The 16,788-nt window shown below is 70.0% G+C and carries 12 protein-coding genes; 7 read left to right on the top strand and 5 right to left on the bottom strand.

The features are described 5' to 3' along the window. Window positions 1-6: 6 nt before the first annotated feature. Complete coding sequence (locus LMU33_RS32025; RefSeq protein ID WP_228624288.1) at window positions 7-909, top strand: LLM class flavin-dependent oxidoreductase; 903 nt, start codon at window positions 7-9, stop codon at window positions 907-909. A 72-nt stretch (window positions 910-981) separates the two neighbouring features. Beyond that, entirely contained in the window at window positions 982-1,869 is an 888-nt protein-coding gene (locus LMU33_RS32020; protein ID WP_228624287.1) for an HAD hydrolase family protein, read from the top strand. Between the two features lie 43 nt (window positions 1,870-1,912). Here LMU33_RS32020 and cydD read toward each other — a convergent pair whose 3' ends face one another. The 3 genes from cydD to LMU33_RS32005 are packed head-to-tail and all read right to left on the bottom strand — an operon-like array spanning window position 1,913 to window position 8,148. After that, window positions 1,913-5,545 carry a thiol reductant ABC exporter subunit CydD gene (cydD, locus tag LMU33_RS32015; protein ID WP_228624286.1) on the bottom strand — a complete coding sequence of 1,211 codons (3,633 nt, stop codon included), beginning with the start codon at window positions 5,543-5,545 and terminating at the stop codon, window positions 1,913-1,915. 59 nt (window positions 5,546-5,604) lie between these two features. Beyond that, the gene (gene cydB / locus LMU33_RS32010; RefSeq protein ID WP_228624285.1) at window positions 5,605-6,624 is read right to left on the bottom strand and encodes a cytochrome d ubiquinol oxidase subunit II; all 1,020 of its coding nucleotides are present in this window, start codon (window positions 6,622-6,624) and stop codon (window positions 5,605-5,607) included. A 15-nt stretch (window positions 6,625-6,639) separates the two neighbouring features. Continuing rightward, entirely contained in the window at window positions 6,640-8,148 is a 1,509-nt protein-coding gene (locus LMU33_RS32005) for a cytochrome ubiquinol oxidase subunit I (RefSeq protein WP_228624284.1), read from the bottom strand. 208 nt (window positions 8,149-8,356) lie between these two features. On the opposite strand from LMU33_RS32005, the gene LMU33_RS32000 reads away from it, so the two are divergent. Beyond that, window positions 8,357-8,731: a cyclophilin-like fold protein gene (locus tag LMU33_RS32000; RefSeq protein WP_228624283.1), complete on the top strand. Its 375-nt coding sequence runs from the start codon at window positions 8,357-8,359 to the stop codon at window positions 8,729-8,731. Between the two features lie 13 nt (window positions 8,732-8,744). On the opposite strand, the gene hisC is transcribed toward LMU33_RS32000, so the two are convergent. Further along, complete coding sequence (gene hisC / locus LMU33_RS31995) at window positions 8,745-9,824, bottom strand: histidinol-phosphate transaminase (protein WP_228624282.1); 1,080 nt, start codon at window positions 9,822-9,824, stop codon at window positions 8,745-8,747. A 429-nt stretch (window positions 9,825-10,253) separates the two neighbouring features. Here hisC and LMU33_RS31990 point away from each other — a divergent pair, with 429 nt between their 5' ends. The 3 genes from LMU33_RS31990 (at window position 10,254) to LMU33_RS31980 (ending at window position 13,769) form a co-directional block, all read left to right on the top strand. Next, window positions 10,254-11,366, top strand: coding sequence for a LacI family DNA-binding transcriptional regulator (locus LMU33_RS31990; protein WP_228624281.1), 1,113 nt, complete (start codon window positions 10,254-10,256; stop codon window positions 11,364-11,366). Between the two features lie 281 nt (window positions 11,367-11,647). Continuing rightward, on the top strand, window positions 11,648-12,727 hold the full coding sequence (locus LMU33_RS31985; protein WP_228624280.1) for a metallophosphoesterase: 1,080 nt from the start codon (window positions 11,648-11,650) through the stop codon (window positions 12,725-12,727). A 181-nt stretch (window positions 12,728-12,908) separates the two neighbouring features. Continuing rightward, window positions 12,909-13,769 (top strand): hypothetical protein, encoded by an 861-nt coding sequence (locus LMU33_RS31980; RefSeq protein WP_228624279.1) that lies wholly within the window; start codon window positions 12,909-12,911, stop codon window positions 13,767-13,769. 179 nt (window positions 13,770-13,948) lie between these two features. On the opposite strand, the gene thiC is transcribed toward LMU33_RS31980, so the two are convergent. Continuing rightward, entirely contained in the window at window positions 13,949-15,733 is a 1,785-nt protein-coding gene (gene thiC, locus LMU33_RS31975; RefSeq protein ID WP_228624278.1) for a phosphomethylpyrimidine synthase ThiC, read from the bottom strand. A gap of 251 nt (window positions 15,734-15,984) precedes the next feature. On the opposite strand from thiC, the gene LMU33_RS31970 reads away from it, so the two are divergent. Then, window positions 15,985-16,788, top strand: an 804-nt coding sequence (locus LMU33_RS31970) for a YibE/F family protein (RefSeq protein ID WP_228624404.1), incomplete at its 3' end; no start/stop codon positions are given.

Below are 16,788 nucleotides of genomic sequence, written 5' to 3'. Positions count from 1 at the left end.
GGACGCATGAGTCTGCGTCTGAGCACCGTGATCCTGCCGTACCGCCGCTGGAGCGAGGGCGGCCGTTCGGCCTGGGTGCGGGCCGAGCAGCTCGGCTTCCACACCGCGTACACCTACGACCATCTGTCCTGGCGCAGCTTCCGTGACGGCCCGTGGTTCGGCGCGCTCCCCACGCTGACCGCCGCCGCTGCCGCCACCGAGCGGCTGCGCCTCGGCACGCTGGTGACCTCGCCGAACTTCCGGCACCCGGTGACCCTCGCCAAGGAACTGATCTCCCTCGACGACATCTCCGGCGGCCGGATCACCCTCGGCATCGGCGCCGGCGGCACCGGCTTCGACGCCACCGCCCTCGGCCAGGAGCCATGGAGCCCGCGCGAGCGCGCCGACCGGTTCGCCGAGTTCGTGCCGCTGCTGGACCGGCTCCTCACCGAGGACGCGGTGACGCACGAGGGCCGCTTCTACGCGGCGCACGAGGCCCGGAACATCCCGGGCTGCGTGCAGCGGCCCCGGCTGCCGTTCGCGGTGGCGGCCACCGGACCGCGCGGTCTCAGCCTCGCCGCGCGGCACGGCCAGGCGTGGGTGACCACCGGCGACCCGAAGCTGTACGAGAACGGCACCCCGGAGCAGTCCGTCGAGGCCCTGCGCGGGCAGCTCGCCAAGCTGTCCGAGGCCTGCGCGGACGCCGGGCGGGACACGGCCGGCCTGGAGAAGACCCTGCTCACGGGCTTCACCCCGGACCGCGCCCGGCCGCTTCAGTCCCTGGACGCCTTCGTGGACTTCGCCGGTCGACACCGGGAGCTGGGCTTCACCGAGATCGTGATCCACTGGCCCATCCCGGACTCCGACTTCGCCGCGGACGAGAAGGTCTTCGAGCAGATCGCCATGGAAGCCGCCGCCCAGCTGGACTGACCGGCGCCGCAGCAAGGGCCGGACGTCATCTGTGTCTCATCTGTGCGGAGTTCCGCACGGTCGTGCGGGCATATGCGCGAGAATGACCGGGTGACCTCAGCGACCAGACAGCCCGGGACCCCGTCCGCCGCCGTACGGCCACGGTTGATCGCCACCGACCTCGACGGCACCCTGCTGCGCGACGACAAGTCGGTCTCCCCGCGGACCGTGGCCGCGCTGGCCGCCGCCGAGGACGCGGGCATCGAGGTCTTCTTCGTCACCGGCCGTCCGGCCCGCTGGATGGACGTCGTCAGCGACCACGTCCACGGCCACGGCCTGGCGATCTGCGGCAACGGCGCCGCCGTGGTCGACCTGCACGGCGGCCCCGGCGCCCACCGCTTCGTGAAGGTCCGCGAGTTGGCGCGCGGGAACGCCCTGGACGCCGTACGGCTGCTGCGCAGGGCGGCGCCCGGCACGGTGTTCGCGGTGGAGCAGACCTACGGCTTCCACCAGGAGCCGGACTATCCCAAGCTGCACATGGAGATACCGGACAACCTCCTGCCCGCCGAGCACCTCCTCGCCCCCGACGGCCCGGACGCCGACCAGCCCGTGCTCAAGATCCTGGCCTACCACCCGGACCTCGACCCGGACGCCTTCCTCACCCTCGCCCGGCTCGCGATCGGTGACCGCGCCAACGTCACCCGCTCCAGCCCCAGCGCCCTGCTGGAACTGAGCGGCCCCGACGTCTCCAAGGCCAGCACGCTCGCCCTGTGCTGCGCCGAGCGCGGCATCTCGCACGAGGAGGTCGTCGCGTTCGGCGACATGCCCAACGACGTCGAGATGCTGACCTGGGCCGGCCAGTCGTACGCGATGGGCAACGCCCACCCGGACGTCATCGCCGCCGCGTCCGGCCGTACGGTCGCCAACAACGAGGACGGCGTCGCGATCGTGATCGAGCAACTGCTCGCCGACCGCTTCTGAAACACCCCTCTGATACGGGCGGAGCCGGTGACCGGAGTGACGGTCACCGCGCTCCGACCAGCGACTCCGCCTCAGCCTCCCGCCGCGCGAGCGCCCGCAGCGGCCCGTCCACCGCGAGCAGATCCGCGTAGCTTCCCCGCTGCACCACCCGGCCCGCGTCGAGCACGACCACCTCGTCCACCGCCTCCAGTCCCGCCAGCCGGTGCGTGATCAGCAGCGTCGTACGGTCCTGGGTGGCGGCCAGCAGGTCGGCGGTCAGTGCGTCGGCGGTCGGCAGGTCCAGATGCTCGGCGGGCTCGTCGAGCACCAGAACGGGGAAGTCGGCCAGCAGGGCGCGGGCCAGCGCCAGCCGCTGCCGCTGACCGCCGGACAGCCGGGCCCCGTGCTCGCCGACCAGCGTGTCCAGGCCGTCGGGCAACCCGTCCACCCAGTCCAGCAGCCGGGCCCGGTCCAGCGCACTGCGCAGATCGGCCTCGGTGGCGTCCTTCCTGGCCAGCAGCAGGTTCTCGCGCACCGAGCTGTCGAAGAGGTGCGCATCCTGCGCGCACAGTCCGACGAGCCGCCGTACGTCGTCACCGGCCAGCGCGTACGCGTCCACACCGGCGAGCGTGTACGAGCCCTCCTGCGGGTCGAGGAAGCGCAGCAGCACCTGGGCGAGGGTCGACTTGCCGGCGCCGGACGCCCCGACCACCGCGATCCGCCGTCCTTCCTCCAGGGTGAGATCGAAGCCGGCCAGCGCCTGGCGCCGCTGCCCCTCGTACCGCGCGGCCAGCCCCTTGACCACCACTGGGAACGGCGAGGCGGGCGCCTGCCGGGGCCGCTCCGGCTCGCGGACAGGCTCCGGATCGTCCAGCACCTCGTAGACGCGCTCGGCGCTGCGCCGCACCCGCTGCCGGTGGCGTACGGCGAGCGGCAGCCCGAGTACGGCCTCGAAGGCGGCCAGAGGAGTGAGGACCACCACGGCCATCGCCACGCCGCCGAGCCGGCCCGCGGCCACCGCCTGGGCGCCGCACAGCGCCGCCGCCGTGACGGTCAGGCCGGAGATCAGCGCGGTGAGACCGTCGCCGAGCGCGGTCACGGCGGCGGCGCGCGAGGCGATCCGGGTGAGGGCCCCGTCGGCTCGCCGGGCGGCGTCCGTACGGGCGGGCAGCGCGCCGGCGACGGTCAGCTCTGCGGTGCCGGTGAGCAGGTCGGTGACGCGGGTGGCGAGGGCGCCCCGAGCCGGGGCCAGCCGTCGCTCGGTCCGGCGGGCCGCGGTCGCGGTGACGAGCGGGACGCCGACACCGGCTGCCACGAGACCCGCGGCGAGGGCGGCGCCCGCCTCGGGGAGCAGCCATGCCGTGAAGCCGACGGTCGCAACGGAGACGGCGACGGCGACCGACGCGGGCAGCAGCCAGCGCAGCCAGTAGTCCTGGAGTTCGTCCACGTCCGCCACCAGCCGGGTCAGCAGATCGCCGCGCCGGGCGGTCCGCAGCCCTGCCGGCGCCAGTCGCTCCAGACGCCGGTAGACCGCGACCCGGGTGTCGGCCAGCATCCGCAGCACCGCGTCGTGCGACACCAGCCGCTCGGCGTACCGGAACACGGCCCGACCGATACCGAAGGCCCGCGTGGCCGTCACGGCCACCATCAGATACAGCACCGGAGGCTGCTGCGATGCCCGCGAGATGAGCCATCCCGAGGTCGCCATCAGCCCAACGGCACTGCCGAGCGCGAGGCTCCCGAGCACCAACGCCAACACCAGCCGCCCCCGCCGCGGCCCGGCAAGCGCACGAACCCGCGCAAGGGCACGCCGTGACCGCGCCGAAGCCAGCACGACCGAGCGACTTTCCGGCTGTCCGCGCAGAGACGCCGACGAGCCGGTCCCCACCGGCCCCGGCCCAGCCTGTTCCGGCCCACCTTCCACCCCACCGAGCCCAGACACCGACGGACCACTCTCCGGCCCACCGAGTCGGGTGGCGAGTGGGTGAGGACGGGGGCCCAGGGTTCCGGGCTCCCCGGCAGGCCGGCCGCAGCTCCGGGCGCTCGACAGCTCGGCGCTCGGCAACCCACCGTTCTCCAGCCGCACCACCCGATCCGCCACCTCCAGCAAGGCCGGCCGGTGCACCACCAACAGCACCGTACGGCCCACCGAAAGCTTCCGTACCGCCGTCACGACCTCCGCCTCCGTCCCCCCGTCCAGCGAGGCCGTCGGCTCGTCCAACAACAGCACGGGCCGGTCGGCGAGAAAGGCGCGGGCAAGAGCCAACCGCTGCCGCTGCCCCGCCGACAGCCCGGCCCCGTCCTCCCCGAGGACGGTCTCCGCCCCCTCGGGCAACGCGTCCACGAACTCCAACGCACCCGCGTCCCGCAGCGCCCGACGTACGGCAGCATCGTCCGCCCCGGGCCGCGCCAGGCGCACGTTCTCCGCGACGGTCCCGGCGTACAGGTGCGGCCGCTGCGGCACCCAGGCGATCCTCGACCGCCACTCCTCCAGGTCGAGCACCGCAAGATCGGCTTGCCCGACCCGGACCCGCCCCTCGTTGGGCGAGACGAACCCGAGCAGCACGTTGAGCAGCGTCGACTTGCCCACCCCGCTCGGCCCCACCAGCGCGACCGTCTCACCGGGCTCGACGCTGAACGACACGTTCGTCACCGCATCCGCAGACCGACCGGGATAGCGAACAGTGACCCCTTCGAAGGCCATGGCACCCGACGGCACCGCACCGGTACCGGACGCCGGAACCGGCGTCTGCAGCACGCTGAAGATCTCCTCCGCGGCGGCCAGCCCCTCCGCCGCCGCGTGGTACTGCGCGCCGACCTGCCGCAACGGAAGGTACGCCTCGGGCGCCAGCACGAGGATCACCAGGCCGATGTACAGATCCATGTCACCGTGCACGAGCCGCATACCGATCGTCACCGCGACAAGGGCGACCGACAGCGTGGCGAGCAACTCCAGCGCGAAGGAGGAGAGGAAGGCGATCCGCAGGGTGCGCAGGGTGGCCTGCCGGTACTCGCCGGTGATGCGGCGGATGGACTCGGCCTGCGCCTTGGCCCTCCCGAACACCTTCAGCGTGGGCAGTCCGGCGACCACGTCCAGGAAGTGCCCCGACAACCGGGACAGCAGCCGCCACTGACGGTCCATCCGGGACTGCGCGGCCCAGCCGATCAACATCATGAACAGCGGAATGAGAGGCAGGGTACCGACGATGATGGCCGCCGACACCCAGTCCTCGGTGACGATCCGCGCCAGCACAGCCACCGGCACGACCACCGCGAGCCCGAGCTGCGGCAGATAGCGCGAGAAGTAGTCGTCGAGGGCGTCGACCCCTCGCGTGGCCAGAGTCACCAGCGAACCGGTGCGCTGCCCGGCCAGCCAGCCCGGACCGAGCGCAGCCGCCCGGTCCAGAAGCCGTCCGCGCAGTTCGGATTTCACCGCCGCACTCGCCCGATGGGCGGCGAGTTCGGTGAACCACGCGACAACCGACCGACCCACGGCCACGGCGGCCAACAGCAGCAGAGGAGTGCGCAGTTCAGCAACGGACTGCCCATGTTGGAACGCGCCGACGACGACCTCGGCGATGAGCATCGCCTGGGCGATGACCAGCCCCGCCCCGACGACTCCCAGAGCAACGACCGCCACGAGGAAGAAACGCGTGGCACGGGCGTAGCGCAGCAGACGTGGATCGATTGGTTTCACGTGAAACATGCCCTTCGGCCCAGAGGGTGTGTTTCACGTGAAACACACCCTCGACGGACTCAGTGCGTGGCGCCGGCCGCAGCATCGGGAGCGATGTGCTGCGTGCCGATCCGCTTGCGGAAGACCCAGTAGGTCCAGCCCTGGTAGAGCACCACGAGAGGCGTGGCGATGGCCGCCAGCCACGTCATGATCTTCAGGGTGTAGGGGCTCGACGAGGCGTTGCTGACCGTCAGGCTCCAGTCCCCGTTGAGCGTGGACGGCATGACGTTCGGGAAGAGCGACAGGAAGAGCATCGCCACGGCGGCCACGATGGTGACGCCGGAAAGCGCGAACGCCCATCCTTCACGCCCGAACTGGTTGGCCACCAGTGCAGCCATCAGGGCGGCGACCGCCACGACGAGCGCCACCAGGCTCTTGCCGTCACCGCTGTCGGCCTGCGTCCACAGCAGGAAGCCGACGGCCACGACGGCCGTGACGAGACCGACCCACAGAGCCAGCTTCCGTGCCCGCACCCGGATGTCCCCCACGGTCTTCAGCGCGGTGAAGACCGCTCCGTGGAAGGTGAACAGGGTGAGCGTGACCAGACCGCCGAGCAGGGCATAGGGGTTGAGCAGATCCCCCAAGCTGCCGACGTATTCGAAGTGCTGGTCGATCTTCACACCTCGCACGATGTTCCCGAAGGCCACGCCCCACAGGAACGCCGGGATCAGCGAGGTCCAGAAGATCGCCGTCTCCCAGTTGCGCTGCCAGTTCTCCTCGGGCCGCTTGGCCCGGTACTCGAAGGCGACGCCCCGGACGATCAGGCAGACCAGGATGATCAGCAGCGGCAGGTAGAAGCCGGAAAAGAGGGTCGCGTACCACTCGGGGAACGCGGCGAAGGTCGCGCCTCCGGCCGTGAGCAGCCACACCTCGTTGCCGTCCCAGACGGGCCCGATGGTGTTGATCAGCACCCGTCGCTCCGGCCGGTTGCGGGCCAGCAGCTTGGTGAGGATGCCGACCCCGAAGTCGAAGCCCTCCAGGAAGAAGTAGCCGGTCCACAGGACGGCGATCAGGACGAACCAGACGTCGTGAAGTTGCATGACTGTTCCCCCGGCCTAGTACGAGAAGGCCATCGGCTTGTCGGCGTCACGGGTTTCGCCGCCGATCTTCGTGGGCGGGTTGAGGTCGGCCTCGGTCAGCTCGGGCGGGCCGGCCTTGACGTACTTCGCGAGCAGCTGGACCTCGACGACGGCGAGGATCGCGTACAGCGAGGTGAAGACGATCATCGAGGTGAGGACCTCGCCCTGGGAGACACCGGGGGAGACCGCGTGCCGGGTCTGCAGAACGCCGTACACGACCCATGGCTGGCGGCCCATCTCGGTGAAGATCCAGCCCCAGGAGTTGGCGATCAGCGGGAAGGCCAGGGTCCAGGTCGCGATGCGCCAGAACCAGTGCGTGAGCTTCGGGCTGAGCGCCTTGTTCTGGAACAGCACCAGATGCGGCACCTCGTCCTCGCCGACCCGCAGATGCTGCGGCAGCATGAACTTCTTGCGGGTCAGCCACAGCCCGGCCAGGCCGATGGCGAAGGAGGCCATGCCGAAGCCGATCATCCAGCGGAAGCCCCAGAAGGCGACCGGGATGTTGGGCCGGTAGTCGCCCGGGCCGAACTTGTGCTGTTCGGCCTTGTTGACGTCGTTGATGCCCGGGACGTACGAGCTGAAGGAGTCGTCGGCAAGGAAGGACAGCAGCCCTGGGATCTCGATGGCCACCGTGTTGTGGCCCTTCTCCACATCGCCGTAGGCGAAGATCGAGAACGGTGCCGGCTTCTGGCCGTCCCACAGCGCCTCGGCCGCGGCCATCTTCATCGGCTGCTGCTTGAACATGACCTTGCCGAGCGTGTCGCCGCTGATCGCGGTGAGCAGACCGGCGATGACCACGGTCACCAGGCCCAGCCGCAGCGAGGTCTTCATCTCGCGGATGTGCTTCTTGCGGGCCAGGTGATAGGCGGCGATGCCCACCATGAAGGCGCCACCGGTCAGGAAGGCCGCGGACAGCGTGTGGAAGGCCTGGCTGAGCGCGGTGTTCTGGGTCAGCACCGCCCAGAAGTCGGTCAGCTCGGCGCGCCCCTTCGCCTTGTTGATCCTGTAGCCGACCGGATGCTGCATCCAGGAGTTGGCCGCGAGGATGAAATACGCCGACAGGATCGTGCCGATCGAGACCATCCAGATGCAGGCCAGGTGGATCTTCTTGGGGAGCTTGTCCCAGCCGAAGATCCACAGGCCGATGAAGGTGGACTCGAAGAAGAACGCGATCAGCGCCTCGAAGGCGAGCGGGGCGCCGAAGATGTCACCGACGAAGCGGGAGTAGTCCGACCAGTTCATGCCGAACTGGAACTCCTGCACGATGCCCGTGACCACGCCCATCGCAATGTTGATCAGGAAGAGCTTGCCCCAGAACTTCGTCGCCCTGAGGTACTTCTCCTTCTCCGTGCGCACCCAGGCCGTCTGCAGCCCGGCCGTGAGAGCGGCCAGGGAGATGGTCAGCGGGACGAACAGGAAGTGGTAGACGGTGGTGATGCCGAACTGCCAGCGCGCCAGTGTCTCCGGCGCCAGAGCCAGGTCCACGTCGTCACTCTCCTTACTACGCCGTGGTACAGCGGCGATTCGCCCCGTCTGTCGCATACATACAGGGCAAACGGGACGCGCTTGTGAACGCGTTCACATTCACAAGCCATTATGACGTACCGATTTTCGGCCCGGTAGGGCGGGGGGCCCTCCTGCCGCGGAGTCAAGGCCTTGGCAGCGACTTCAACATCTTGTTGAATTGCGCGCCATGCAGATACGTATTTCCTGGCCCGCGGGCAACATCACCGCGACCCTCGACGACACCCCGACCGCACAGGCCCTCGCCAAGGCACTGCCGCTCACCTCCAGCGCCTGCACATGGGGCGAGGAGGTGTATTTCGACACAGGTGTCTCCGTTTCACGTGAAACGGACGCCCGGCAGGTCGTGGAGCCGGGCACGGTGGCCTTCTGGACGGACGGCGACGCGCTCGCCCTCCCCTACGGCCCCACACCGATCTCGCGAGGCGACGAGTGCCGCCTCGCGAGCCCGTGCAACATCCTGGGAGGCCTGGACGGGGACGCCGGTGTGCTGGCGACCGTACGAGGCGGCGACCCCATCCGTGTGGAACTGATCGACGAGTAGAGCCTTCGCGGCGCTACAGCTCCTTGCGGAACGCCTCCGTCACCTTCAGGAAGATGTCGTTCGCCTCGGTCTCTCCGACCGTCACCCGCACACCCTCGCCCGGGAACGGCCGGACCACCACACCGTGCTGCTCGCAGGCCTGAGCGAACGCGACCGTGCGCTCCCCCAGCCGCAGCCACACGAAGTTCGCCTGCGTCTCCGGCACCGTCCAGCCCTGGGCGCGCAGCGCGTCGACCACGCGCGTGCGCTCGCACACCAGCGAGCCGACCCGCCCGAGCAGTTCGTCCTCCGCCCGAAGCGAGGCGATCGCCGCTTCCTGCGCGAGCTGGGTGACACCGAAGGGCACCGCCGTCTTGCGCAGCGCCGCCGCAACGGGCTCGTGGGCGATCGCGAAACCGACGCGCAGCCCGGCGAGCCCGTAGGCCTTGGAGAAGGTGCGCAGGACGCAGACGTTGGGCCGGTTCCGGTACAGCTCTACGCCGTCGGGCACCTCGGGGTCGCGGATGAACTCGCGGTAGGCCTCGTCCAGCACCACCAGGACATCGCCGGGCACCCGGTCGAGGAACCGCTCCAGCTCGGCCCGCCGCACCACCGTGCCGGTCGGGTTGTTCGGGTTGCAGACGAAGATCAGACGCGTCCGGTCGGTGATCGCGTCCGCCATCGCGTCCAGGTCGTGCACATCCCCGGGCGTGAGCGGCACCTGCACCGACCGGGCGCCGCTGATCTGCGTGATGATCGGGTACGCCTCGAAGGACCTCCAGGCGTAGATCACCTCGTCGCCGGGACCGCTGGTGGCCTGGATGAGCTGCTGGGCGACGCCCACCGAGCCGGTGCCGGTGGCCAGGTGGGACATCGGCACGCCGAAGCGCTCCGACAGCTCGGCCATCAGCCCGGTGCACGCCATGTCCGGGTAGCGGTTGAAGTTGCAAGCGGCCGCCGTCACGCTCTCCATCACGCCGGGCAGCGGCGGGTACGGGTTCTCGTTGGAGGACAGCTTGTAGGCGACCGGCCCGCCGGCCGCGGCGGGCTTGCCCGGCTTGTAGGTGGGGATACCCTCCAGCTCGGCGCGCAGCTTGGGGCTCGTCTCGCTCACCGCAGTCCTCCTCGCGACCACCGGCGGACCGTCGACGCCGCCGGCTTCCAATACTCCTCACCTTATGAGGATTCGGCCCCGGTGCGTACAGGTGGCGGCCCTGCAAAATGAACCGCATCCGTCCCGGCGTCATCCCGGGGCATCACCGTACGAAGGCGTACGTTTCAGGGGGCGCGCCGTACATATATCTATGCGCCGGTGGCTTGCGCCCTGGCGCGCATCACCCGTGCAGGTGAGTTGAGACCTCTTCGAGACATCGGGCACTTGGCAGGTCCATACGCGTCACTGCGTCACGTCCTACAGAAGAATCGTTCAACTGACTGTTTTTCTAAGGCAGTTGGCCCTGTGCGACCATGCAGAAACGTGCCTGTCAACGTGTGCATATGCGTCCGCACTACCCCACCACATGAGCCCTACTATCGGCTCGCCATGACAGCAGCAGGGAAGCACCAGGTGAGCCGCGCGGAAACCTCACGTCGAGGCAGCCGGCCGGGCCGGGCGGGCATCAGAGACGTGGCCGCCGCCGCCGGAGTCTCCATCACGACCGTCTCCGACGCCCTCAACGGCAAGGGCCGGCTCCCGGATGCCACCCGGCGCCACGTCCGCGAGGTCGCCGACCGGCTCGGATACCGCCCGTCCGCCGCCGCCCGCACCCTCCGTACCGGCAAGTCGGGTCTGATCGGCCTGACCGTGACGACGTACGGGGATGAACCTTTCACCTTCACGGAGTTCGCGTACTTCGCCGAGATGGCACGGGCCGCCACCTCGGCCGCGCTCGCCCGCGGCTACGCCCTCGTGATCCTGCCCGCGACCTCCCGCCACGACGTGTGGTCCAACGTCGCCCTGGACGGCACGGTCGTCATCGACCCCTCCGACCAGGACCCGGTGGTCAGCGAGCTCGTCCGGCAGGGGCTGCCGGTCGTCTCCGACGGCCGCCCGGCCGGCTCGCTGCCGGTCACCGCCTGGGTCGACAACGACCATGAGGCCGCCGTCCTCGGCATCCTCGACCACCTCGCCGACGCCGGCGCCCGCCGCATCGGCCTGCTCACGGGCACGACGACGGACACGTACACCCACCTGTCCACGACCGCCTATCTGCGCTGGTGCAAGCGGGTCGGCCAGGACCCCGTCTATGAGGCCTACCCGGCGCACGACCCGTGCGCGGGCGCCGTCGCCGCCGACCGGCTGCTCGCCCGCCCCGACCGGCCCGACGCGGTCTACGGCCTGTTCGACCCCAACGGCACCGACCTGCTGGCCGCCGCCCGGCGCTACGGGCTCCGCGTCCCCGACGACCTGCTGCTCGTGTGCTGCAGCGAGTCCATGGTGTACGCCAGCACCGAGCCGCCCATCACCACGCTCTCCCTCAAGCCCCGCCGCATCGGCACGGCGGTGGTCCAGCTCCTCATCGACGCCATCGAGGGCGTGGAGTCGGACCAGACGGTCGAGCAGGTGATACCGACCGAGCTGATCGTGCGCACCTCCTCGCAGCGGCGCTCGCCGCGCACGACGGTCAGCCCGCCGCGGACGCCGGACGAGAAATAGCGCCGGAAAGCGGGGCGCTCACCCTGTGCGCGCGCCGGCCGAGCGAGGGGGCTCGGCGGGCCGGCGACCGGCGGGCCGGGTGTTCGGTCGGCGCACAGTCGGCCGAACACCTGCCCAAACGGGGCGAAAGCCGCGGTGAACTGGAGTCTTGTTCCGATTCACCACCCCTGGGTCATCACACGGCGCGATGCGCATTCCTATGATGGGCCCACGACACCGCGGACCGCTGCGACCAGGCAGTCCGAAGGGGTGCAGATGCGGCGCGATGGTGGAGGGGTCTGATGACTCAGGGGGCCGGTCAGGGACCCGAAGTGGAGCGGACGGCGACACTGCGCGACTTCCGGGTACCCGCGTACGTCCACGAGACCGGTCCGTACGTCCGCACCGCCCACCCGGGCGACACCGCGCCGCCCGCCGACGAGGCGTACCCCGAGAGCTACACCCCCACCCAGCGCGACCTGCCCGTCATCAACCGGACGGAGACGCTCCAGGTCCCCGTGGAGACGGCACCCGCAGCCCCGGCCTCGCAGCCCGCGACCGGGCCCGGACCGCTGTTCGTCGTCGGAGACGTCCACGGGTACCTCGACGAACTGGTGGCCGCACTGCAGGAGCAGGGGCTGATCGACGCCTCCGGCCAGTGGTGCGCCGGCACTGCCCGGCTGTGGTTCCTCGGCGACTTCACCGACCGCGGACCCGACGGCATCGGCGTCATCGACCTCGTGATGCGGCTGTCCGCCGAGGCCGCGGCGGCCGGCGGCTACTGCAAGGCCCTCATGGGCAACCACGAGCTGCTGCTCCTCGGCGCCAAGCGGTTCGGCGACACCCCCGTCAACTCCGGTGCGGGCACCGCCACCTTCCAGGCGGCCTGGCTGCTCAACGGCGGTCAGAAGACCGACATGGACCGTCTCCAGGACCACCATCTGCAGTGGATGGCCCGCCTCGACGCCGTTGAGGAGGTCGACGGCTATCTGCTCGTGCACTCGGACACCACCGCCTACCTCGACTACGGCGACTCCATCGAGGCGGTCAACGACACCGTCCGCGAGACCCTCACCCGCAACGACGCGGACGAGTGCTGGGATCTGTTCCGCAAGTTCACCAAGCGCTTCTCCTTCCGCGACGAGGGCGGCGCCGACGCCGTGCGTTCCCTCCTCGATACGTACGGCGGCACCCGCGTCGTTCACGGTCACAGCCCGATTCCCTACCTCCTCGGCGAGGTCGGCTCCGAGGACGGCGAGGAGGGCACCGGCCCGGTCGTGGAGGGACCGCACGTCTACGCCGACGGCCTCGCCATCGCGATGGACGGCGGAGTGACCATGGCCGGAAAGCTCCTGGTCCGGCAACTCCCCCTGGCCACCTGACCGTTTTGCGGGCGGGCCTCCCTCGGCGGAGTGCCCGCGGGCCGGAGGGCAATTTCCGGCAACCCCCTGTCACCGTGTGCCGTAACGGCTCTACCATCGGCTTATCCGTAGCAGGCTCCCCTCCGTTTCTGCCCGACGGCTCGCCGGCGTGCGAGCCCCAAGCCCTACGGAGCATCGGGGGATGCACATGAACAGCGTTCCGCAGCACCTGCAGAGCGAGGACCGCCAGGAATTCGAGCGGCTCCTCGATGAGGCGCTGCGCTCCGCACCACAGCGGCCGGAACTGGCCGCTGTCGGACAGCGGCTCAATCCCGAACAACTGCGCACCATGGCGCTCAACGCCACCGCACTGATAACGGCCGCCGCCGCGGCCGAATACCAGCACTATGTGAAGGTCCGCCAGGAACTTCGCCAGCCGGTGATGACCCCCTCGGCCTCCGGTGACTCCGCTCCCGCGGACCCCGGTTCGGCCACGACCGGACTCGTTCCCCCCGTTGGCGAGGCGGCCGAGAGCACCGGCGCGGGTGCCGTCGCGGTCATCGCCGTACTGGCTCCCGTCCTTTCCGGAACCGCCGCGGCGATCTTCCTGCTCGTCGGCTACATCCTGAAGACCCTGAGCCCCGGACAGGCCTTCGCCCAGACCATGCTCACCGCCGGGTGGGTGTTCGGCGCGGTGACCGCGGCCACCATCCTCGTCGCCGCCGTCGGACTGCTCCTCACCGCCCTGCGCAACAGCACCTCGCCGCAGGCCCAGGCACTGGACGCGGCACACCGGGAACTGGACAGCGCCAGAGAGGCCTGGCGGGACGCCCTGCTGGAGCGCGGCATCCTGCCGTTCCTCAGGGAGGCGCTCGCCGAGCCCGGACCGGCCCCCGTGCACCGCACGACCTCGCCGGCCCCGCGCGGCCGCATGCCCCGTCTGGGATACGACCGTCCCGGTTTCAGCAGCCCTGACGACGGCACCCAGTCCGGCCGGCCGAGCTTCACCAGCCCCGACTACACGAGCCCGGACTTCGGCGGCCCGGAGCACCAGCCCGAGTAGCCCCGCGGCAGCCCGGACACGGCTCGCGCCCCGGCCGACGCGGGCCCGACCGGGCCCACCGGTGCGCCGCCGCCCAGGCCGGCCGAGGCGGCCGTGCCCGGCGGCACCGGAACACCTGTGGGCGCGGCCCCGGGCAGTGCCCATGGCGCACCACGGGCGGCACCGCCAGGGGTGAGCCGTCAGTCGGCGATCGGCAGGTACACCCTGTTCCCGCTCGCCGCGAACTCCTGCGACTTCTGAGCCATGCCCTCCTCGATCTCGGCCCGGCTGCCACCGTGTTCGCGGCGGATGTCCTGCGAGATCTTCATGGAACAGAACTTCGGCCCGCACATGGAGCAGAAGTGGGCGGTCTTGGCCGGCTCGGCCGGCAGGGTCTCGTCGTGGAACTCCCGTGCCGTGTCCGGGTCCAGGGCGAGGTTGAACTGGTCCTCCCACCGGAACTCGAAGCGGGCGTCGGACAGTGCGTCGTCCCATTCCTGGGCGCCCGGGTGACCCTTGGCGAGGTCGGCCGCATGCGCGGCGATCTTGTAGGTGATGACGCCGGTCTTGACGTCGTCACGGTTGGGCAGGCCCAGGTGCTCCTTGGGTGTGACGTAGCAGAGCATCGCCGTGCCCCACCAGGCGATCATCGCGGCGCCGATGCCGGAGGTGATGTGGTCGTACGCCGGCGCGATGTCCGTGGTCAGCGGGCCGAGCGTATAGAACGGGGCTTCATCACAGATCTCCTGCTGAAGGTCGATGTTCTCCTTGATCTTGTGCATCGGGACGTGTCCCGGGCCCTCGATCATCGTCTGTACGTGGAAACGCCTGGCGATCCGGTTGAGTTCCCCGAGCGTCCTCAACTCAGCGAACTGCGCCTCGTCGTTGGCGTCCGCGATCGAACCCGGACGGAGCCCGTCACCCAGCGAGTACGTGACGTCGTAGGCGGCGAGGATCTCGCACAGCTCCTCGAAGTTCTCGTACAGGAAGGACTCCTTGTGGTGCGCCAGGCACCACGCGGCCATGATCGAGCCACCGCGCGAGACGATGCCGGTCTTGCGGTTGGCGGTGAGCGGCACGTACGGCAGCCGGACGCCCGCGTGGACGGTCATGTAGTCCACACCCTGCTCGGCCTGCTCGATGACCGTGTCCTTGTAGATCTCCCAGGTCAGTTCCTCGGCCTTGCCGTCGACCTTCTCCAGGGCCTGGTAGAGCGGCACCGTGCCGATGGGGACGGGGGAGTTGCGCAGCACCCACTCGCGGGTGGTGTGGATGTTGCGGCCGGTGGACAGGTCCATGACCGTGTCGGCACCCCAACGGGTCGCCCAGGTCATCTTCTCCACCTCTTCTTCGATGGAGGAGGTCACCGCGGAGTTGCCGATGTTGGCGTTGACCTTCACCAGGAACCGCTTGCCGATGATCATCGGCTCGATCTCCGGGTGGTTGACGTTGGCCGGCAGCACCGCCCGGCCTGCCGCGATCTCCTCGCGGACCACCTCCGGAGAAACGTTCTCCCGGATGGCCACGTACTCCATCTCCGGGGTGATCTCGCCCCGGCGGGCGTACGCGAGCTGCGTCACCGCCTCGCCGCTCCGGCCCCGCCGCGGCTGGCGCGGCCGTCCGGGGAAGACCGCGTCCAGGTTGCGCAGCCCACCGCGAGGTGAGGTGTGCTTGATCCCGTCGTCCTCGGGACGGACGGGACGGCCCGCGTACTCCTCGGTGTCACCGCGGGCGATGATCCAGTTCTCCCGCAACGGCGGCAGGCCCCTGCGGACATCGGTGTCGACGAGTGGATCGGTGTACGGGCCCGACGTGTCGTACAGCGTGACCGACTGCCCGTTGGTGAGGTGCACCTGACGGACCGGCACGCGCAGGTCGGGGCGCGAACCCTCGACGTACGCCTTGTGCCATCCGATGGACTTCCCGGCCTCCTGGGACTTCTCGTCCTGAGCGGAGGCAGGCGTGCGTGCGTCCTTGTTGGTCATGAGACCTACTCCCTACGCCGGCATTACCCGGTAACAGGTTCGGCGGTCGACGCAGCGGTTTCCGTTTGGCGGCATTCCGCGCGGAACGTCGCTTGTTCCACGTGAAACATCGCACGTACGGAGGTCAGCGCCCTCTCAGCCCGGTGCTCCGAGCTCCCGCGTGTGCAAAGGTGCCTCCACGCTAGCGTCATTTGTGGCGCGGTGAACAGTGGGCCCCCTGCCGCTGTTGCAATGATCAGGCGGTGACCCGGATGCAGCAGTACCCCTATCGGCCGCCCGAGCCGCACCAACGACCGAGCTCCGGACAGGGCGACGACCACGTCTCCGAGCGGGAAGGCGGCCGGTACGACGGCCCCGGTGACGGCCACGGTCGGGCACTCGGTCACAGCCACGGGCACCGGCGTGGGAACGACCACGGACACGGGCACAGCCACAGCCATGGGCCCGCCGCCCCTGTCTCCAAGCATCTGCGCAAGGTCATCGCCGCGATCCTGGTCCCGTTCACCGTTGCAGTTGTCGTCGGCCTGGTGGTGCTCTGGCCCGGGGGAGCCCCGTCCCACAAGCGCAGCGGCGTCGGCTTCGACCGGCAGACCCAGCAGGCGACGGTCACCAGGGTCGTCGAGGTGAGCTGCACGTCGGTGAACGCCTCCGGTGGCGCCCCGACCGGTGACACCTCCACCGCCCAGGGCACGTCTGCGGGGCAGGAGGTGAAGGGAAGCTGCAAGAAGGCGACCGTCCGGGTCGACACCGGTAAGGACAAAGGCCGTACGTTCACCGAGATCGTGCAGCCCGACCAGACCCGCCAACTGCGCCAGGGCGAGCAGGTGGTGGTCGCCTACGAGCCCTCGGCGCCGAAGGACCTGCAGTACTCGGTGACCGACGTGAATCGGAAACTCCCCGTCGGACTGCTGGCGGGGATCTTCGCGCTCGCCGTCGTGGTGGTCGGCAGGCTGCGCGGCGTGATGGCGCTGGTCGCCCTGGCCGTCAGCTTCCTGGTGCTGACCCTGTTCATCCTGCCGGCGATCCTGCAGGGTGCGAACCCGCTGCTCGTTGCC

The organism is Streptomyces barringtoniae (genome assembly GCF_020819595.1).
GTDB classification, from domain to species: Bacteria; Actinomycetota; Actinomycetes; order Streptomycetales; family Streptomycetaceae; genus Streptomyces; species Streptomyces barringtoniae.
This window is presented reverse-complemented; position numbering and strand designations above follow the sequence as displayed.

Coding starts and splice junctions, on each gene's coding strand:
- LMU33_RS32025 (WP_228624288.1), top strand. CDS start 7: ATGAGTCTGCGTCTGAGCACCGTGATCCTGCCGTACCGCCGCTGGAGC.
- LMU33_RS32020 (WP_228624287.1), top strand. CDS start 982: ATGCGCGAGAATGACCGGGTGACCTCAGCGACCAGACAGCCCGGGACC.
- cydB (WP_228624285.1), bottom strand. CDS start 6,624: ATGCAACTTCACGACGTCTGGTTCGTCCTGATCGCCGTCCTGTGGACC.
- LMU33_RS32000 (WP_228624283.1), top strand. CDS start 8,357: ATGCAGATACGTATTTCCTGGCCCGCGGGCAACATCACCGCGACCCTC.
- LMU33_RS31990 (WP_228624281.1), top strand. CDS start 10,254: ATGACAGCAGCAGGGAAGCACCAGGTGAGCCGCGCGGAAACCTCACGT.
- LMU33_RS31985 (WP_228624280.1), top strand. CDS start 11,648: ATGACTCAGGGGGCCGGTCAGGGACCCGAAGTGGAGCGGACGGCGACA.
- LMU33_RS31980 (WP_228624279.1), top strand. CDS start 12,909: ATGCACATGAACAGCGTTCCGCAGCACCTGCAGAGCGAGGACCGCCAG.
- thiC (WP_228624278.1), bottom strand. CDS start 15,733: ATGACCAACAAGGACGCACGCACGCCTGCCTCCGCTCAGGACGAGAAG.